The 15369-nt window shown below is 56.1% G+C and carries 15 protein-coding genes; 14 read left to right on the plus strand and 1 reads right to left on the minus strand.

The features are described 5' to 3' along the window. Nucleotides 1-33: 33 nt before the first annotated feature. From RQ935_RS05790 to RQ935_RS05850, 13 genes are all read left to right on the plus strand, one after another. Nucleotides 34-249, plus strand: a complete 216-nt coding sequence (locus RQ935_RS05790; protein WP_282922410.1) for a hypothetical protein — start codon at nt 34-36, stop codon at nt 247-249. A gap of 92 nt (nt 250-341) precedes the next feature. Next, a complete protein-coding gene (locus tag RQ935_RS05795) occupies nt 342-1856 on the plus strand; it encodes a hypothetical protein (protein WP_311497557.1) in 1515 nt (504 codons plus the stop codon). A gap of 44 nt (nt 1857-1900) precedes the next feature. Next, nucleotides 1901-2410, plus strand: coding sequence for a hypothetical protein (locus RQ935_RS05800; RefSeq protein WP_299294965.1), 510 nt, complete (start codon nt 1901-1903; stop codon nt 2408-2410). A gap of 12 nt (nt 2411-2422) precedes the next feature. Continuing rightward, nucleotides 2423-3031 carry a hypothetical protein gene (locus RQ935_RS05805; protein ID WP_311497558.1) on the plus strand — a complete coding sequence of 203 codons (609 nt, stop codon included), beginning with the start codon at nt 2423-2425 and terminating at the stop codon, nt 3029-3031. Next, the gene (locus RQ935_RS05810) at nt 3028-3723 is read left to right on the plus strand and encodes a prepilin peptidase (protein WP_311497559.1); all 696 of its coding nucleotides are present in this window, start codon (nt 3028-3030) and stop codon (nt 3721-3723) included. The genes RQ935_RS05805 and RQ935_RS05810 overlap by 4 nt, the downstream gene beginning before the upstream one ends. Nucleotides 3724-3855: 132 nt before the next feature. Next, a complete protein-coding gene (locus tag RQ935_RS05815) occupies nt 3856-5595 on the plus strand; it encodes an OmpA family protein (RefSeq protein WP_311497634.1) in 1740 nt (579 codons plus the stop codon). 28 nt (nt 5596-5623) lie between these two features. Beyond that, nucleotides 5624-6091: a DUF192 domain-containing protein gene (locus RQ935_RS05820; RefSeq protein WP_311497560.1), complete on the plus strand. Its 468-nt coding sequence runs from the start codon at nt 5624-5626 to the stop codon at nt 6089-6091. Between the two features lie 9 nt (nt 6092-6100). Continuing rightward, nucleotides 6101-6538, plus strand: coding sequence for a hypothetical protein (locus RQ935_RS05825; protein ID WP_311497561.1), 438 nt, complete (start codon nt 6101-6103; stop codon nt 6536-6538). Nucleotides 6539-6589: 51 nt separating this feature from the next. After that, nucleotides 6590-8869: a DNA polymerase III subunit gamma and tau gene (locus tag RQ935_RS05830; RefSeq protein WP_311497562.1), complete on the plus strand. Its 2280-nt coding sequence runs from the start codon at nt 6590-6592 to the stop codon at nt 8867-8869. Continuing rightward, the gene (gene recR, locus RQ935_RS05835) at nt 8869-9471 is read left to right on the plus strand and encodes a recombination mediator RecR (RefSeq protein ID WP_282922401.1); all 603 of its coding nucleotides are present in this window, start codon (nt 8869-8871) and stop codon (nt 9469-9471) included. Before RQ935_RS05830 ends, recR begins: the two co-directional genes overlap by 1 nt. Nucleotides 9472-9682: 211 nt before the next feature. After that, the gene (locus tag RQ935_RS05840; protein WP_311497563.1) at nt 9683-11017 is read left to right on the plus strand and encodes an aspartate kinase; all 1335 of its coding nucleotides are present in this window, start codon (nt 9683-9685) and stop codon (nt 11015-11017) included. Next, nucleotides 11014-12063 carry an aspartate-semialdehyde dehydrogenase gene (locus RQ935_RS05845; protein WP_311497564.1) on the plus strand — a complete coding sequence of 350 codons (1050 nt, stop codon included), beginning with the start codon at nt 11014-11016 and terminating at the stop codon, nt 12061-12063. Before RQ935_RS05840 ends, RQ935_RS05845 begins: the two co-directional genes overlap by 4 nt. A gap of 82 nt (nt 12064-12145) precedes the next feature. Then, on the plus strand, nt 12146-12505 hold the full coding sequence (locus RQ935_RS05850) for a thioredoxin domain-containing protein (RefSeq protein ID WP_311497565.1): 360 nt from the start codon (nt 12146-12148) through the stop codon (nt 12503-12505). A 94-nt stretch (nt 12506-12599) separates the two neighbouring features. On the opposite strand, the gene RQ935_RS05855 is transcribed toward RQ935_RS05850, so the two are convergent. Next, nucleotides 12600-14060 carry a hypothetical protein gene (locus RQ935_RS05855; RefSeq protein WP_311497566.1) on the minus strand — a complete coding sequence of 487 codons (1461 nt, stop codon included), beginning with the start codon at nt 14058-14060 and terminating at the stop codon, nt 12600-12602. Nucleotides 14061-14358: 298 nt separating this feature from the next. Between RQ935_RS05855 and RQ935_RS05860 the strand changes: the two genes are divergently transcribed. Further along, nucleotides 14359-15369 carry a hypothetical protein gene (locus RQ935_RS05860; protein ID WP_311497567.1) on the plus strand — a complete coding sequence of 337 codons (1011 nt, stop codon included), beginning with the start codon at nt 14359-14361 and terminating at the stop codon, nt 15367-15369.

A 15369-nucleotide genomic window follows, 5' to 3' on the forward strand; every position in this document is an offset into this window, starting at 1 on the left:
CGTTGACTCGCTAGTACCAAAAGGAGAAACAAAATGTCTATTCAATCCAAGATTGATAACGCTTTGATTGCGGCTCAGGTTAAGTTGACCAAGCTGACCGAAACCGAAGAAGGCCAGAACTCTATCGAATACGCCGGCATGATTGCTGTGGCCGGTATCATCATCGCCGCGATTGTGGCTGCGGCATCCGGCTGGGGCAGTGAACTCGTTGCCAAGATTAGCGCTGCTATTGCCAAGATTGGCGGCTAATCGAGCCTGTGTTGCGGTTGTGCCCCGTGCCCGTATCACTGGGCGCGGGGCACAACTTTTGTTGGTAAAAATTTTTTCGATGGGGTGGGAACGTGTTGATCAAATGGTTGAGGTATCTGAAAAGTTCTGAACGTGGTCAGGCCAGTTTGGAATACGCGGGCATGATTGCGGCCGCGGGCATTCTGATTGCGGTCATCATTGGGGCCGCACAAGGGTGGGGCGACACCTTGGTGTGCAAAATTTCCGGCGCAATCAGCGGCGGCAACGCCGGATGTTCCGCTAGCGTTTCGGCTAATTCCGCAATCCCAGACAAAGTCCTGGCTGCTGAAAATTCGATGAATTCGGTAAACAAAATCGGCGGCTCCTTTCCTATACAAATTTTTAACGTGGGGGGTGACTACCAGGGAAAACAAAAGATGCAGCTGAAACAATACTCCGATGGTAGTTACGAACTGGTAGTTGAGAATAGTGATGGGCTCTCATTGAACGGCTCTGTCGGGAAAGATCTGGACACTAAGGGTTATGGCGTAACGGCGGAACTTAGTGCGAATGCTGAACTGGGCGGATCCAAGGGCGAAACGCAGGTTTACCGCTGCCAAGCCGGTCAAAGCGGCTGTATTGAAGCGCTTAAGAAAATTGCTGATGAAGCGCAACGCACCCACGAAGCCAAAGGATTAGAACATCTCACCGACAAGAATGGTAATCAGCTCACTGTCGCTGAGGACTGGAAGTATTGGCAAGTTGACGCATCTGCCAGCGGCAAAGCAAAGTTTGGAAATAAAATAGGGGATAATTCCACGGCTACCTCGGTTGACGCCAGCGCAGCCGTTTCCCTGAGTGGAAACGCGCAATGGGCTGAGGACTCGGTCACTGGCAACAAGAAACACACCGTGAGCGGTACTTTTGACGCCAAGGCTGCGGCGTCTCTGGGCACCAAGTCCAAGGCAAAGTGGGGCACGGAAAATGGTACCGAAAATACTTTTGACCTTAAGTCTCCCTCTCTTTATGCCGGTGCTGGATATAAAGGAGCTTTCCAAATCGTCACCGAACGTGACGCAAAGGGAGAACCTCTCGGCATCAAACTCATCACTACTAGAGACATGAATGCCAATGCTGGTATCTCAATGACTGCCGGCACTGTTAAGTCCAAGCGGTCAGGGGCAACGGATCCCAGCAGGTCTAAATTTGGCCCGAATCTAAGTGGTAAGCACGACTTCGTCTCTTCTGCCGCGACGACCACCACAACGTTGAAACTCAAAGACATCAAAGATCCAGCGTTACGTGCCAAAGTGAAGGCGCAGATCAACAGTGATACCCTCAGTTCCAACCCGGTGCACGCGGCTCAAATTATCGCCAACGGGGGCATATATGAATCAGATCCGGGAGCGGATAACCCGGTCGCGAAAGCCCTATATCAGCATGGGGTGTCCACCACTCAGACTTTCGCTACAGATAAAAATTCAGGTGAATCCGGTATGGACTTAATCCTGGTACACAGCAACAACGAGTGGTCCACTGATAACCGTAAAACTCTCTCCACCCACTACCTGTCAGAGCCGGATTCGGCGGGAAAGAGGCATGTAGAAACTTACAATCCTAAACCGTAGGATAAGTAGTGGTGTTTTGTTCGTGTTGATAGAAAGGGTTGTAAATGAAACACAAAGCGATTTGGGCCATGTTTGCGGTCTGTGCAGTTTCTCTAACTGGTTGCGCCGGAGGCGGCGAGGCAGCGCCGAAAGTACCCGACGGCTGGGTGACTGACACAGTTGCTGGCAAAGTTGAGTTTGCCTATCCAAAGGATTATGACAATACGGATGGTGAATTCTTTAACTGGAGCAATATCCACGCTTCAAAAAACTTGTATAACTACGTGGTCGGTAATCAGGACGCTACCGTAACTGAAATTCCACAGGCAGAAGGTACCTTCGTTTCCCAAGCGACCGGGTTTGAGTACAACCTACAGCCAGGTCGGGTGGAAAACATCAAAATGCAGGGACATGACGTGCGCACCTTGGACTTCACGATTAGTGATCAAAACTTAGCGAGCCGTGCCTGGTTTATCAAGATTGACGACAATACGGTGGTTTCCATTGCTGCCATGTTCGAAAAACAGAACCAGGCAAATCTGGATAAAGTCGCTGAATCTATCAAGATTCTTTAGATAGGAAAGTCCATGAATTGGATATTGAAACGACTGAAAAGCGAGGACGGTGCGGTTTCCTTGTTGGGGACAGTGGCTATTCTGGGGGCGTTGGCGGCTTTCTCAATCGTCTTCCTGATGTTGGGGTCGGCTACAACTGACCAGCGTAATTCCTCGACTGCGGCGGATGCGGCGGCTCTGGGTGGGGCGCGTCATTGGGCGGATACGATTAATGTTTCTTATCAGGCGAATTTGGCTTCTCCCACCAATGCGACGTTCTGGGCTTTCGCTGGGCATTCGGCGACATCTTTTGCTGTTGGTTCTGCGGCTTCGGCAGATGCTTTTGCAGCAGCCAATAATAATGAGTTGTTGTCTTATCTGACTATGGCTCCGGCAAAGACTTATGCGAAGGTTCGTAACTTTGACACGATTGAAAAGTCCGACACTGTTAAAATGCGGGCTGAATCGTATGCGGTGTTGAAGGTTAAGGACAAGGGAGTTTGCCTGCGTGGTGGCCAAATCGGTTTGTTTTGGTCGGGTGTGTGCTGGATGAGTATGCCCCCGGGTTTGGATCCGAAAGCTCCCCCGCCCCCTGGGTTCCCTCCAGAGACAACGATTCACACCAGACTTGTTAATCAATGACCCTGGATTTATCGTCGTGGATTGTCTTGCCCTTGGGGGCAATCTTGGGGGGCGCGGTCGCGTTATTCTTCCGCAGAAAACTCCCCGACTATTTTCATGAGTCTGCCGGACCTTCTTCGCCGGTTTTCCTGGTTGTTTCCACTGCCATAGTTTCCGGCCTTGCCTCTCTCGTTGCCCTACGTTTTTTCAACGAGGCGGGTCCCACTGTGGTAGTCGCTTTGGTGTTCGCTGTGGTAACCCCCACCTTAATCGTTACGGATGCGCAAAAGCATCTGTTGCCTAATCAGATTTTGGGTTTTGTGACTGTCACAGAGCTGGCTGCGCTGATTGCCGGCATCATCGCCGCGAACCTCGTCCCTGAGATATCCCCGGTGCCCGACTCCGGCGTGGCCGTGGGGATTCGTGCTTTACTGGGGGCTCTGGCCTTTTCCGCGGTGATGTTCCTCCTCACCTTGCTCAAGACCGGGCTCGGTTTGGGGGATGTTAAGTTGGCTTTTCCGTTGGGGATGATGTTGGCATCGCAAAGTTGGACGGCGTTATTCTATGGGGTAATTCTGGGATGGATACTCGCTGGAATCGTGGCAATCGCATTGCTGGTCACCCGCCGTGCCAAACGTGACACCATGATTGCCTACGGTCCCTACATGATTGTCGGGGCTTGGACGGTCTGGCTCCTGGGACTTTCTGTCTAACTGCCGGGGAAGGAATGCAATCCCAGCGGAAAACCGGGTTTCTGGAGGCAATCGGTGGGGATACTTTTACCTGAATTTAACAGGGATAAAACTGGGGTTTTACTCTAGCTTGTTAATCTGCAAATATTGAGTGTGATTACTACGGAAAGCTGGCGATTCATGGTGAAACGTGGTTTGTGGATGCTGGTGGCGGCGACCTTCGTGGCGGCACTGGCGTTGACGGGATGTGTGCACGCAGGGAAAGACGCGCCAAAAACAGCCAAACCGGACGTTTCGTCGAGCAAAGCGGCGCCGCAGAGCCTGCCAGGTGCCATCGACCTGAAAGCAGACTTCGAAGCCGGTTCTATGTGGGCTCAGGTAGGCCCGCTGTATCGGCTGGATAACGGCAATTCGGCGCTGGCGCTTACGGTGGGCATCGATGACGTGAACTCTGCCATGGTGAGAGGCAATGTCGGTACTGCTCTCACCACCCCGGATTACCCCGCGCAAAAGGAATATTCGGGGATGTATCTGTTGACGGACACCGAGGTTTTTGAACCCTGGCGTGACGACGAAGAACGCGTTCCCTACGTCAAACAGGATGGGACCCAGAAGGGGAGCAGCAGTTTCAGCGGCAAGGAGGGGGATCCAATTTCCGAAAGCGTCCTGGTACCTTTCGGGGACATCGGTGATGATCCGGGCACGGTCGGGGTGGATTTGGGCCTCATCGGTTTCGCCTACGATGTTCCGGTCCAAGATGCGACCAAAGCCCCGAAGTCGTTGCAAAAAGCTTTGGATAGCCTGCCCGACCAGGCCGCGAAAGACAACCACGGGGAGTACTCGGCTTTCACCATAGTCCCAGGCATGGACGTGGCTTCGAGTTCAAAGAGCCTGGACGTGACTTTGGCCGCCGACGTATTCTTTGATTCCGGCAAATGGGACATTAAGCCCGATGCTTCAGCGACTTTGGGCGACTTGGCGAAAACACTAGCGACTCACGAGCCGGGTGAGGTAACTATCGTGGGTCACACCGATAACGTGCCGGATGCGAACGTGGGTAACCAGTTGTTGAGCGAAAATCGAGCGAACGCAGTAAAAGCCGTGCTGGAAGGGAAATCGGAGTTGTCCGGGTTCACCTTTAGTGCTTCGGGCAAAGGCGAGACGCAACCGGCCGTGCCGAACACCGACGATGCTTCGCGGGCAAAGAACCGACGGGTGCAGGTTTCCATAAACACCCCGGTTAAAAAGGAAATCCTCGAACTGCAGGCGGCCAGCGCACCAATGCCCGCCCCGTATGCACAGGAATCTGATTGGCCCCAGGCAGTGCTTTACAATGTCAGCCGCAGTGATGCCAGTAAGCCCCAGTATGTGCAAATCTCGACCTCCGAGGCCGTGGCCTACCCGAACTACACCCTGGTGACTTTTACGGTAAAAGCCGTTGACCAGGTGGGTTCCATGCAGTTGAACCTAGGCGGCTTTCATCGTCCAGAAGAGACGACTACCAATATCAGCTCTGTTTTCTACGGGCCTGATATTTTGCTAGGTTCGGCGCGTACCGTGCCGTTGGAATATCCGCGTATCGGTGTTAACGGGAAAAATATACACGGGGTGGTGACGGGCGGAAGCCTAGGCGCCATTCCGCTGTTGAAACCAGGTGAAAAGTGGACTGTTCCGGTTCTCTATCCGCCGGTTAACACCAAGACCATTACCATCGACGCCTCCAAGGAATACAACCATGTCAAGTACGGCTACCGGATTAACGACGTCCCGGTGAAACAGGCTGGTGAGGCGTCCGGCTCTCCTCAGGGTTCTAACAAGCCCACACCCCATAAGAACCAGTCTGGTCACACCAAACAACCCAGCGGCTCTTCCACAGAATCTCCGACAGCGTAACTTGGAGAGACGATAGCGAGGAAACAAAATGGTGAACCGACCGGGACCCATTTGGGCCGACCTCGAAAAACCGGATTTTATGGTGGAATCCGAGCGTTTCGTGCCTGTCTATGTAACCAAGAATCGTCGCGACAGAAACCAGGGGCTGCTGTACTCTGCCAGCACTCCCGGGATTGTGTGGATCACAAAATGCAATGGAATTCACACAATAGCCATGCGTTTCACGATTGACGTGGCTTACATGGATCGACACAACCGGATTTTAGAAATCGTGACCTATCCGCCCGGGCGCATTGGTCGGCCACGATTTCGAGCCAGTTCCGTACTGGAGGCACAACCCGGAACTTTTGCAGAACTCGGATTGAAACCGGGAGTGATTTTTGCGGCAAAGCCTGCGGGAGAACCTGAATCTGAACAAGGCAAAGCGGCGCTTAGCGGAGCTGCGAAAGCGACGGGGGTTGGTACAGTCGAACCTGTCTCAGAGGGTAAAAGGTGAGGTCATACCGTGGAAATTAGTTATGAAGAAACCGCCGTATCGAACGAATTTCCCACCCGCAACGCCCTGATTGGGCTGTTCCTGGGGGCGGTCACCCTGGGTGCACAAACCTACCTGGTGATGAAATCCCCGGCCATGGCGGAAATGTTGATGACCGGGTGGGGTGGATATTCCGTGGCCTACGGAGCCTTGGATCTGTTGCGCTGTCTGGTGGTGTGCGCGTACGCGTTGTATCTGTTGCGGGCTCGGATGAACCCGGATTCCGAGCGGCCTTTCGTGGTGGTGGCGGTATTTACCACGATTATTCCGTGGGCTGTTTTACAGGCCTACATTCTGATATTGGCGATTCAATCCGGCGGTTTTACTCCTTTGGATTTCCTCTGGGGGGCGCTTTTGGCCAGCATCGCGGGGGCGGGTTTGGCGCTGGGTTTGATTCGGCCGAAATAACTGTGCGGAACTGAAAAATTTTCGCCACCGGGGCTCAGGTAGAGTAGAGACATGATGACTGCCCTGTATCGCCGCTACCGTCCCGACACTTTCGAGGACGTAATCGGTCAAGAACACGTAACTAAGGCGCTGCAGGCGGCTTTAGCGAACGGGCGGGTCAACCATGCTTACCTGTTTTCGGGGCCGCGGGGCTGCGGCAAAACGACCAGCGCTCGGATTTTGGCACGCTGCCTGAACTGTGCCCAAGGACCGACCGCTACCCCGTGCGGGACTTGTGATTCCTGTCGGGATTTGGCGACGGGCGGGCCGGGTTCCCTGGACGTCATCGAGATTGACGCGGCCTCTCACGGCGGGGTGGACGACACTCGGGAGCTGCGCGATCGGGCGGCCTATGCTCCGGCGCGTGACCGATTTAAGATTTTCATCATTGATGAGGCACACAACGTGTCTAAGGAAGGCTTCAACGCCCTGTTAAAGCTGGTAGAGGAGCCTCCGGAACATATTAAGTTCATTTTCGCTACCACGAACCCAGAAAAGGTCATTTCCACGATTCGCTCCCGCACCCATCACTATCCGTTCCGGCTGGTTGCTCCGGAGGTATTGCGCGACTATATGGCGGATTTGTGCCGTTCTGAGGGCGTCACGGCCGAGGACGGGGTGCTGGGGCTGGTGGTGCGGGCCGGAGGCGGGTCCGTGCGCGATTCTTTGTCCATCCTCGATCAGCTTATTGCCGGCGAGGCCGAGCCGAAGTTGCACTATGACCGAGCCGTTTCCCTGCTGGGCTACACCGATTCCGCTCTGTTGAGCGGGATGGTGGACGCTTTGGTGTCCGGCTCCGGTGCTGAGGCCTACACGGTGGTGGATCGGATGATTCAAACTGGGCATGAACCACGGCGTTTTGTTGAGGACCTGCTGCAATATTTGCGTGACCTGGTGGTGATGAAGCTCGCTGGGGCGGGAGCCGGGGCCGTGTTGGGGGATTTGCCCGAGGCCGAACTGGCGGCGATGCGTCCCCAAGTGGCGGCTCTCAGCCCGCGCACCCTGACGCGCTGTGCCGAACTTGTTGATGAGGGGCTAACCGAGATGGTGGGGGCCACTTCCCCGCGTCTGGCCTTGGAGCTGTTGGTGGCGAAACTGCTGTTGGCAACCTCCACGGAGGGTTCGGGGTCGACCCCACCGGCGGCGACGAAAGCTACCGGGTCGGGCTCCCGGGACAGTGGTGGTCCTGTTCCTCTGGTGGCGCCCGCGCCCACTGAGACTCCTTCACAAGGGACTTCCACCAGCGCCGTTGTGGGCTCGGCTGGTCCGGCCGCGAGGTCAGGCGCATCTGCGTCTCAATCAGCGCCGGTTTCCGCACCACAGCGCGGAAAGGACACCGTTTCCCAGCCCGAGCCAACTGTGGCAACCCGAGAGGAGAAATGGGAGTTCAAGCCCACCCCGTGGGACATTCCCGGTGGTAACACCGGCGGTACGAATCAGCCAGATAATCCAGTCCCAAGCGCTCAGCCTGGCCAAAAACCTACTCGACGCGATACCCCGGCAGACCAACCCGCTCCTGTCCCGGCCCTCGCTCCCACCGCGACTTCTGCCCCTGCCCAGGACGCACAGCCGGCCCAGTCCGGCACTGGTACAGACGGAGACTATGAAAAAATCCGCTCCAACTGGGGCAAAATTATGGCTCGTTTAAAGCAAAATCACGCCGCGACCGGGAACCTGTTGGAATCCCATGGCCAGCTGCAAGGAATGCGCGGCTCTACGGTGGAAATCGCTTTCCCGAACCCCGGATTGGTGCGGGCCTTCGGGGAACGCCACACTTCCGCCCTGGCCGGGGTCATTCAGGGATTTACCGGCCTCAACGTGGAAGTGCGCGGAGTGGTGGCTGGTTTCGGGGCGCCCGCTGCTGAGTCCGTCCCCACCCCGGAGTCGCGTGTTGCTGAACCGGAGCCGTCCGCCCCCACACCGGAGCCGCCCGTTTCTGAGCCAGAGCCGCCTGATCCGGCCAATTTTGAACCAGAGGTACCGCAGGACTGGCCCGAACCGCCTGCTCAAAGTCAGCTCGCTGAGCCCGCACCTGTGCCAGTTGCTGAGCCAGAACCGCCCGCCTCCGCACCGGAGGCACCCACCCCTGCGGTTCCCCCGGAGGAACCCACACCTGCAACCGCGACCACACCTCGTGACTCGAACCAATCTGGTGAACCACGTAAACAGCCTGACCCGCAAGTTTCTGGGGAAATGAAAGCGGGAATCCAGACCGCGCAAGCCATGTTGGGTGGAACTATCATTGATCCGAAAACCCCGCCCGGTTCCCCGTTGGCAAAGGCAGGTCGGTGATGAGCCAAATTTTCACCGATGCTCTGCAAGACCTCATCGACGCGCTGGGGAAAATGCCCGGAGTGGGGCCAAAATCCGCCCAACGTATCGCATTTTGGGTACTCAGTGCGGATGAGGCCGACATTAAGAGACTCACCGAGGCGCTGACCAGCGTTAAGGAAAAGGTCCACTTTTGCGAGGTTTGCGGCAATATCACCGAACACCCGGTATGCGCGATTTGCCAGGATTCCCGCCGGGATCAGTCGCTTATCTGCGTGGTGGAACAAGCCACCGACATTGTTTCTCTGGAACGTACCCGGATGTATCGCGGGCTTTATCACGTTCTGGGCGGCGCCTTGGATCCCATCAACGGGGTCGGTCCCGATCAGCTGCGGATTGCCGGGCTGATGACGCGCCTGCAGGATTCCGCCATCAAGGAAGTCATTATCGCCACCGACCCCAATACGGAAGGCGAAGCAACCGCGGCTTACCTGGCGCGAATGCTCGCTACCATCGGAATCCCAGCCTCGCGCTTGGCCTCCGGCCTGCCGGTCGGAGGCGACCTGGAATATGCTGACGAAGTGACACTGGGGCGCGCCCTGGAAGGCCGGCGCCGCCTATAGAACCCTCGATTCGCTCAAGCTGTCTGCCCAAAAACTGCCCACCCACAATCTCCCGCCGCAAAACCACCCGCTCCAAACCGCTTGTCGGGAAAACCCGATTCGCCTCCCGGCGGCGAATTCACGAGTTTCGGGCATAATCGCTATAATCAAGACGTCAGCAGTAAAGGTGCCGCGGCCCTCACTGCCGCGTGTCGGCTTAAGGGAGGTTTTCATGGCGCTGGTTGTGCAAAAGTACGGCGGCTCGTCTGTATCGGACGCAGCGGCCATGAAGCGTGTCGCTAAGCGTATTGTTGCCACCAAACGAGCAGGTCACAAAGTTGTGGTAGTGGTTTCCGCGATGGGAGACACCACCGACGACCTGCTGGATTTGGCCGGTTCCGTCACGCAGAAAGCCCCTCAGCGGGAAATGGATATGCTGCTGTCTGCCGGGGAACGGATTTCGATGTCTCTGTTGGCGATGGCCGTGAACGAACTCGGTGAAACCGCCATATCCTATACAGGCCAGCAAGCCGGGGTACTGACCGACAATCACTATGGCAAGGCACATATCGTTTCGATTGTTCCAGAACGGGTAGCCCGCTCTATTCATGATGGCAACATCGCGATTGTGGCGGGATTCCAGGGCGTGAACGAACGTAAAGACGTGACTACACTGGGCCGTGGCGGTTCAGACACCACCGCGGTGGCGTTAGCGGCTTCCCTTCACGCCGATGTGTGTGAAATCTATACCGATGTGGACGGTATGTTCACGGCAGACCCCCGTATCGTCTCTAAGGCAAAACAAATTTCGTCCACAACTTTCGAAGAAACCTTGGAAATGGCTGCCCACGGCGCAAAAATCCTGCATCTTCGGGCTGTTGAGTTTGCGCGGCGCTACCACGTGCCTCTCCACGTGCGTTCTTCCTTTTCGGACAAATTAGGCACCTGGATTTCCGATGGCCCGGCTCATCCCGAGCTAAAGGGATTGGTGCCCGACAGTGCTTTGACATTTGACCCTGAAGCCCAGCTCATGAAGGAGACCCCCGTGGAGGAACCGATTATTTCCGGCCTCGCGCACGACCGCAGCGAGGACAAGATTACTTTGGTGGGAGTGCCCGACGAACCGGGTCGAGCCGCCCACATTTTTGAGATTATTGCGAGGGCCGGCGCCAACATCGACATGATTGTGCAAAACGTGTCGACGGTGCAGCCAGGCGCTACCGACTTGACAATCACTCTGCCCCACGCCGATGCTGCGGACACAGTAAAGGCGCTAGAAGGTGCGAAGGCGGAAGGAGGTTTTCTAAAGGTCGTCCACACCGGCAACGTTGGAAAGTTGTCGCTCGTGGGCGCCGGAATGCGAACCAATCCGGGTGTTTCTGCAAAACTTTTTGGAACTCTTTCCAAGGCGGGAATCAACATTGACATGATTTCCACTTCGGAAATCCGCTTGAGCGTCCTGGTCAGCGAGGATCAGCTGGACGAAGCCGTGCGTGTGGTTCACAGCGCGTTCGACCTCGATGCTGAACAGGTTGAAGCCGTAGTTTATGGAGGTACGGGACGATGAGCCAGGATAATCTTTGCGTAGCCGTGGTGGGCGCCACCGGCCAGGTGGGTCGGGTCATGCGGACTTTACTCACGGAACGAAACTTCCCCGCCTCCCGTTTTCGTTTCTTTTCCTCAGCCCGATCGGCGGGTACTGTGGTTGACTTTCGGGGTCAGAAGGTCGTGGTGGAGGACACCGCGACAGCGGACTTTTCCGGGGTGGATCTCGCTATCTTTAGTGCCGGTGCCGCCGCCTCGCGCGAATTTGCTCCGAAATTTGTTCAGGCAGGAGCTGTCGTGGTTGACAATTCCAGCGCCTGGCGCAAAGACCCGGAATGCCCTTTGGTCGTCAGCGAGGTCAACCCCCAAGACTTGAAAAAACGGCCAAAGGGCATTATCGCCAACCCGAACTGCACCACCATGGCGGCCATGCCGCCTTTGAAAGTACTGCACAACCTGGCGGGGTTGACCCGGTTGACAATTTCGAGCTATCAGGCGGTGTCCGGATCGGGACTGAAAGGCGTGCGCGAACTGGAACGCATGGTAAAAGCCGTGGGGGACGTCTCCAACCTGGACAAACTCGTTCTCGACGGCAAAGCCATTGCCTGGCCGGCCCCGGAAACCTACGTGGCTCCCATCGGCTTTAACGTGGTGCCTTTTGCTGGTAAATACGTAGACGACGGGAGTCTGGAAACCGATGAGGAACAAAAGCTGCGCAATGAATCGCGCCGCATTCTGGGCATCCCTGACCTGCGGGTGTCGGGCACTTGTGTGCGGGTTCCGGTGCTGACCTCCCACACCCTCACCATTCACGCCGAATTTGCCCACCCCATTACTGTTGAACAGGCCAAACAGGCATTAGACGGTGCCCCTGGAGTGGTGCTGCAAGATGTGCCGACCCCGCTCGATGCTGCCGGGATTGATCCCTCCCTGGTAGGTCGCATCCGTCAAGACCAGGCGGTTGCGGATAACCGGGGCTTAATCATGGTGGTCTGCGGCGATAACCTGCGCAAAGGGGCGGCGCTCAACGCGGTGCAGCTGGCTGAACTGGTCGCCGCTGACCTCTAGAATAAAGTTAAATATTTGAAGACAATAAACTTAGAGTCCTATCTCTCTGTGCTAAACTCATTGCAGGAAGGAGCACCGACTCATGGCAGTAAATATTGTCACTCAAGAGAACATGGCTCAGGCCATGAGTGAGAACGATATTGTGGTGCTCGAATTCTGGGCTCCGTGGTGCAGTCCATGCCGCCTATTTACTCCGGTTTTTGAACAAGCTTCCCTGCGTAACCAGGACGTTTTCTTTGGCACCGTCAACACCGAGGAACAAAAGCCGTTGGTGAGTGCGGCGGGCATTGTCTCCATCCCGACGCTGATGATTTTCCGCCAGTCAGTTCTGGTGTTCCGTGAGGCCGGTTTGCTCCAAGGCACTCAGCTGGACGAACTGCTTCACCAGGTTCGGAACTTAGATATGGCTCAGGTTGCAGCCGGACACGGGGCAGTACATTAACCCCGCTAAAACCTGCACGTCACCCCCGGTTCCGCCGGGGGTAAAGCATATCTCCCCTCTGAGGTGAACCCGGGACGATACTGCAAGACGCTGCTTACTTATCCCACTGCGGAGGAATGTACTTGCCTTTTCCGAAGCGTGCCGCCAAGTCGCTGCCCACCACGATGCCGTCGCCTGCAGTGGTGTTCCAGCACACCACGCGGTTGCCGGAATTACTGGCGTGGCAGGCAAAAATCCCGTTGGTCACCGTTTCGTTGGCAGCCAAAGTCCCTTCCGTGGCGGTGTCGATAGGTTCGATACACGCATACTCGTGGTTGCGGCTGTGCGAGGCGTAAAGCGCATCGCTGTATCCCGAATTCGGGGCTTGCGCAGAACAATAGTAAGGATCCGTGGAGTTAGCGAAACACTGTACTTGTGACTTGCCGAAAATGCAGCGAACATTGCCATCAGTAGTGGTAAAACTGTTGAGTTTCTTGGCATTTGCGGGGGGAGCCAACGGATTCGTGGGTGTGGGTGTGGGTGTAGGCGAGGCGCTGGCGCTCGCGCTGTCATCAGGGACAACCTGTTTTATGGTCTGGCCGGGGTGGGGTCCCGGAACCTCAATAATCTTGGTGGGGCCGGTGTAGCCTTCCGGCAAGCTAGTTTGTACCAGCTCTTGGGGAGTCGCGCTGACACTCGGGGTGGGTTCGGCCGCGTTGGCACTGAGTGAAACTGGTTTTTCAGCTTGGCTGGTGAGCCCCCAGACAACCAGCATAATCACGACCAGCCAAATCAATAACCCGAAAATCATCCACAGCCAAAACCGGTTGAACCGGCGTCTGGCGGTCATCGCAGGACTGGGAAGCTGGGCACCAATCTTTTCGGTAGTAGAGAGAGCCGGAGCTGCGGGGTAGCTGGCCAGGTAATCTCGAGGAGTGGCGGTTCGTGCCCGGTTTATCGCTGCCATTTCGGCCGCGGCCGTGGCGGCTGAAGTTGAACCTTCCTGGTATAACTCCAGCTCATTAGCAGTAGGCTGAGGGTCTTTACCGACGGGCGCAGCTGGCTTTTCGGAGGGCTGAGGTTCCTCAGAAACTGGCGGTTCCTTCGGCTGGGAAGTATGGGGCTGCGGGTCTGTCGCCGGCTTGCTCGGTGGAGATACCTGGGGCTGCGGGTCTGTCGCCGGCTTGCTCGGTGGAGATACCTGGGGCTGCGGGTCTGTCGCCGGCTTGCTCGGTGGAGATACTTGGGGCTGCGGGTCTGTCGCCGGTTTACTTGGTGGAGATACTTGGGGCTCTGAGTGGACTGGCGGTTTTGAGACGGGCTTGGTTGAGGCCATGTACTCCGTCACGTAGTTTTCCAGTTCGCCTCGCTGCACCAGTTTGGCGCGTTTCGCTAAGGCCGCATTAATCTGTGTATCTTGCAGTTCACCTAACCAATCCAATAGGTCGGGATAGGTTGAGGGGTTCAAAGCCAGCAGGGGACCCAGCTCGGGAGCATCTTGCGCGATAGTCTGCAGACGAGCCAGAGGGGTATCTGGATTGATAGCTTCAAGTTGTTCCTTGGTTAAATCTTCCATGAGCACACCAGTTTCAACGTTTCAAATGGAAATTACCTCCCATTATATCCATATTCCTAGCGTTTTCCAAGGTAATCTTAAGGTTTGTCCATGCAAAGGGTGTGAATCCTGCACCCGAAGGCAGGAAAGCCCTCCCGGAACACTGGCAACGCCCGACTTGACGGACCTGTGCCGGGTTTCCCGGCCTTAGTAACCGGATAATTTTTGGCGTTAGAGCCCGATTCCGGGGCCGGGATATTATTCCGGACACTCACCGGGTTAGACTAGGGTTGTTAGTTTTGGCGGCGAGAGGTGAGTGATGGTGGGCAATACCCAAAAACCCGTTGCGCAGCAGGGTCGTACCCCCAACCGGGCGCGCCCCAATCCTCAGAATCTGCCCGCGGAACAAATCGCCAAAGCACGTCACCGCTGGACCATCGCTATCATCGTGACTTCTGTCATTTTGGCGGCGCTCCTTATCGGCCTGGTCGTGATGTGGGTGCTGGGTGGTGATTCCCAAGGAGCGCGTTCGGCTTGCGCGAAAGCTAGCCAGGATTTAACCAAACAGTACACTTCGCTGCAGCAAGTAGTGTCCGACGCGGAAAGTACTTTGGCTGCGGTTGATTCCTCTCAAGTCAAAGACCCCGCGATGCTTGATGACATTCAGGCGAAAGTTCGGCAAGCCAGTAAAGAAGTGAAACCTCTGGAATGTACCGGTCAGGATGTCGCCAAAAAGACCACCACCATGATGGCTCAGGCTGAAGCGTTGAAAAAGCAGCAAACTGAGCTGGAGGCGGCGCTGGGACAAATTCAAGAAGCTGAAAATCTCAACAGTCTGACGGTAGCCCAGAAAGCCTTGGCAGATAAGATTGCCCAGGCGGAAAAGCTGGCGCAAACCGCTGCGGACATCGAAGCTAATACCGAACCCCGAGCTTCTCTAGCGGCTCAGATTGAGGACGCGAAACGCCTTTTGAACCAGGTCAACTCCCTTTCAACCGTGCCGGACGATAAAGTCGACGGTCTCAACGAATCGATGCGTGCCTCCGTGGATCGTCTGGAGGAGGACATCACCGCGGTTACGAAAGCTATCGATGATAAACGCTTGGAAAATGCTCGGAAAGAATCCGAAGAACAGATGCTGCGTCAGCAGCAGCAGATGGAGCAGGAACGGCGTGCCCAGCAAGGCGGCGCGACCTGCGAGGTCGGCCAGACGATAGTTGACGCCAACGGCAATAAATTCTATTGCCGCACCGTTTTGGACCCTGCTACCGGAACCGGCCAAACGACTTGGGTTGGGGAACCAGCGGAACAACCGCAGCCCGGCAACTAA

The organism is uncultured Mobiluncus sp., from assembly GCF_963511525.1.
Lineage (GTDB): Bacteria > Actinomycetota > Actinomycetes > Actinomycetales > Actinomycetaceae > Mobiluncus.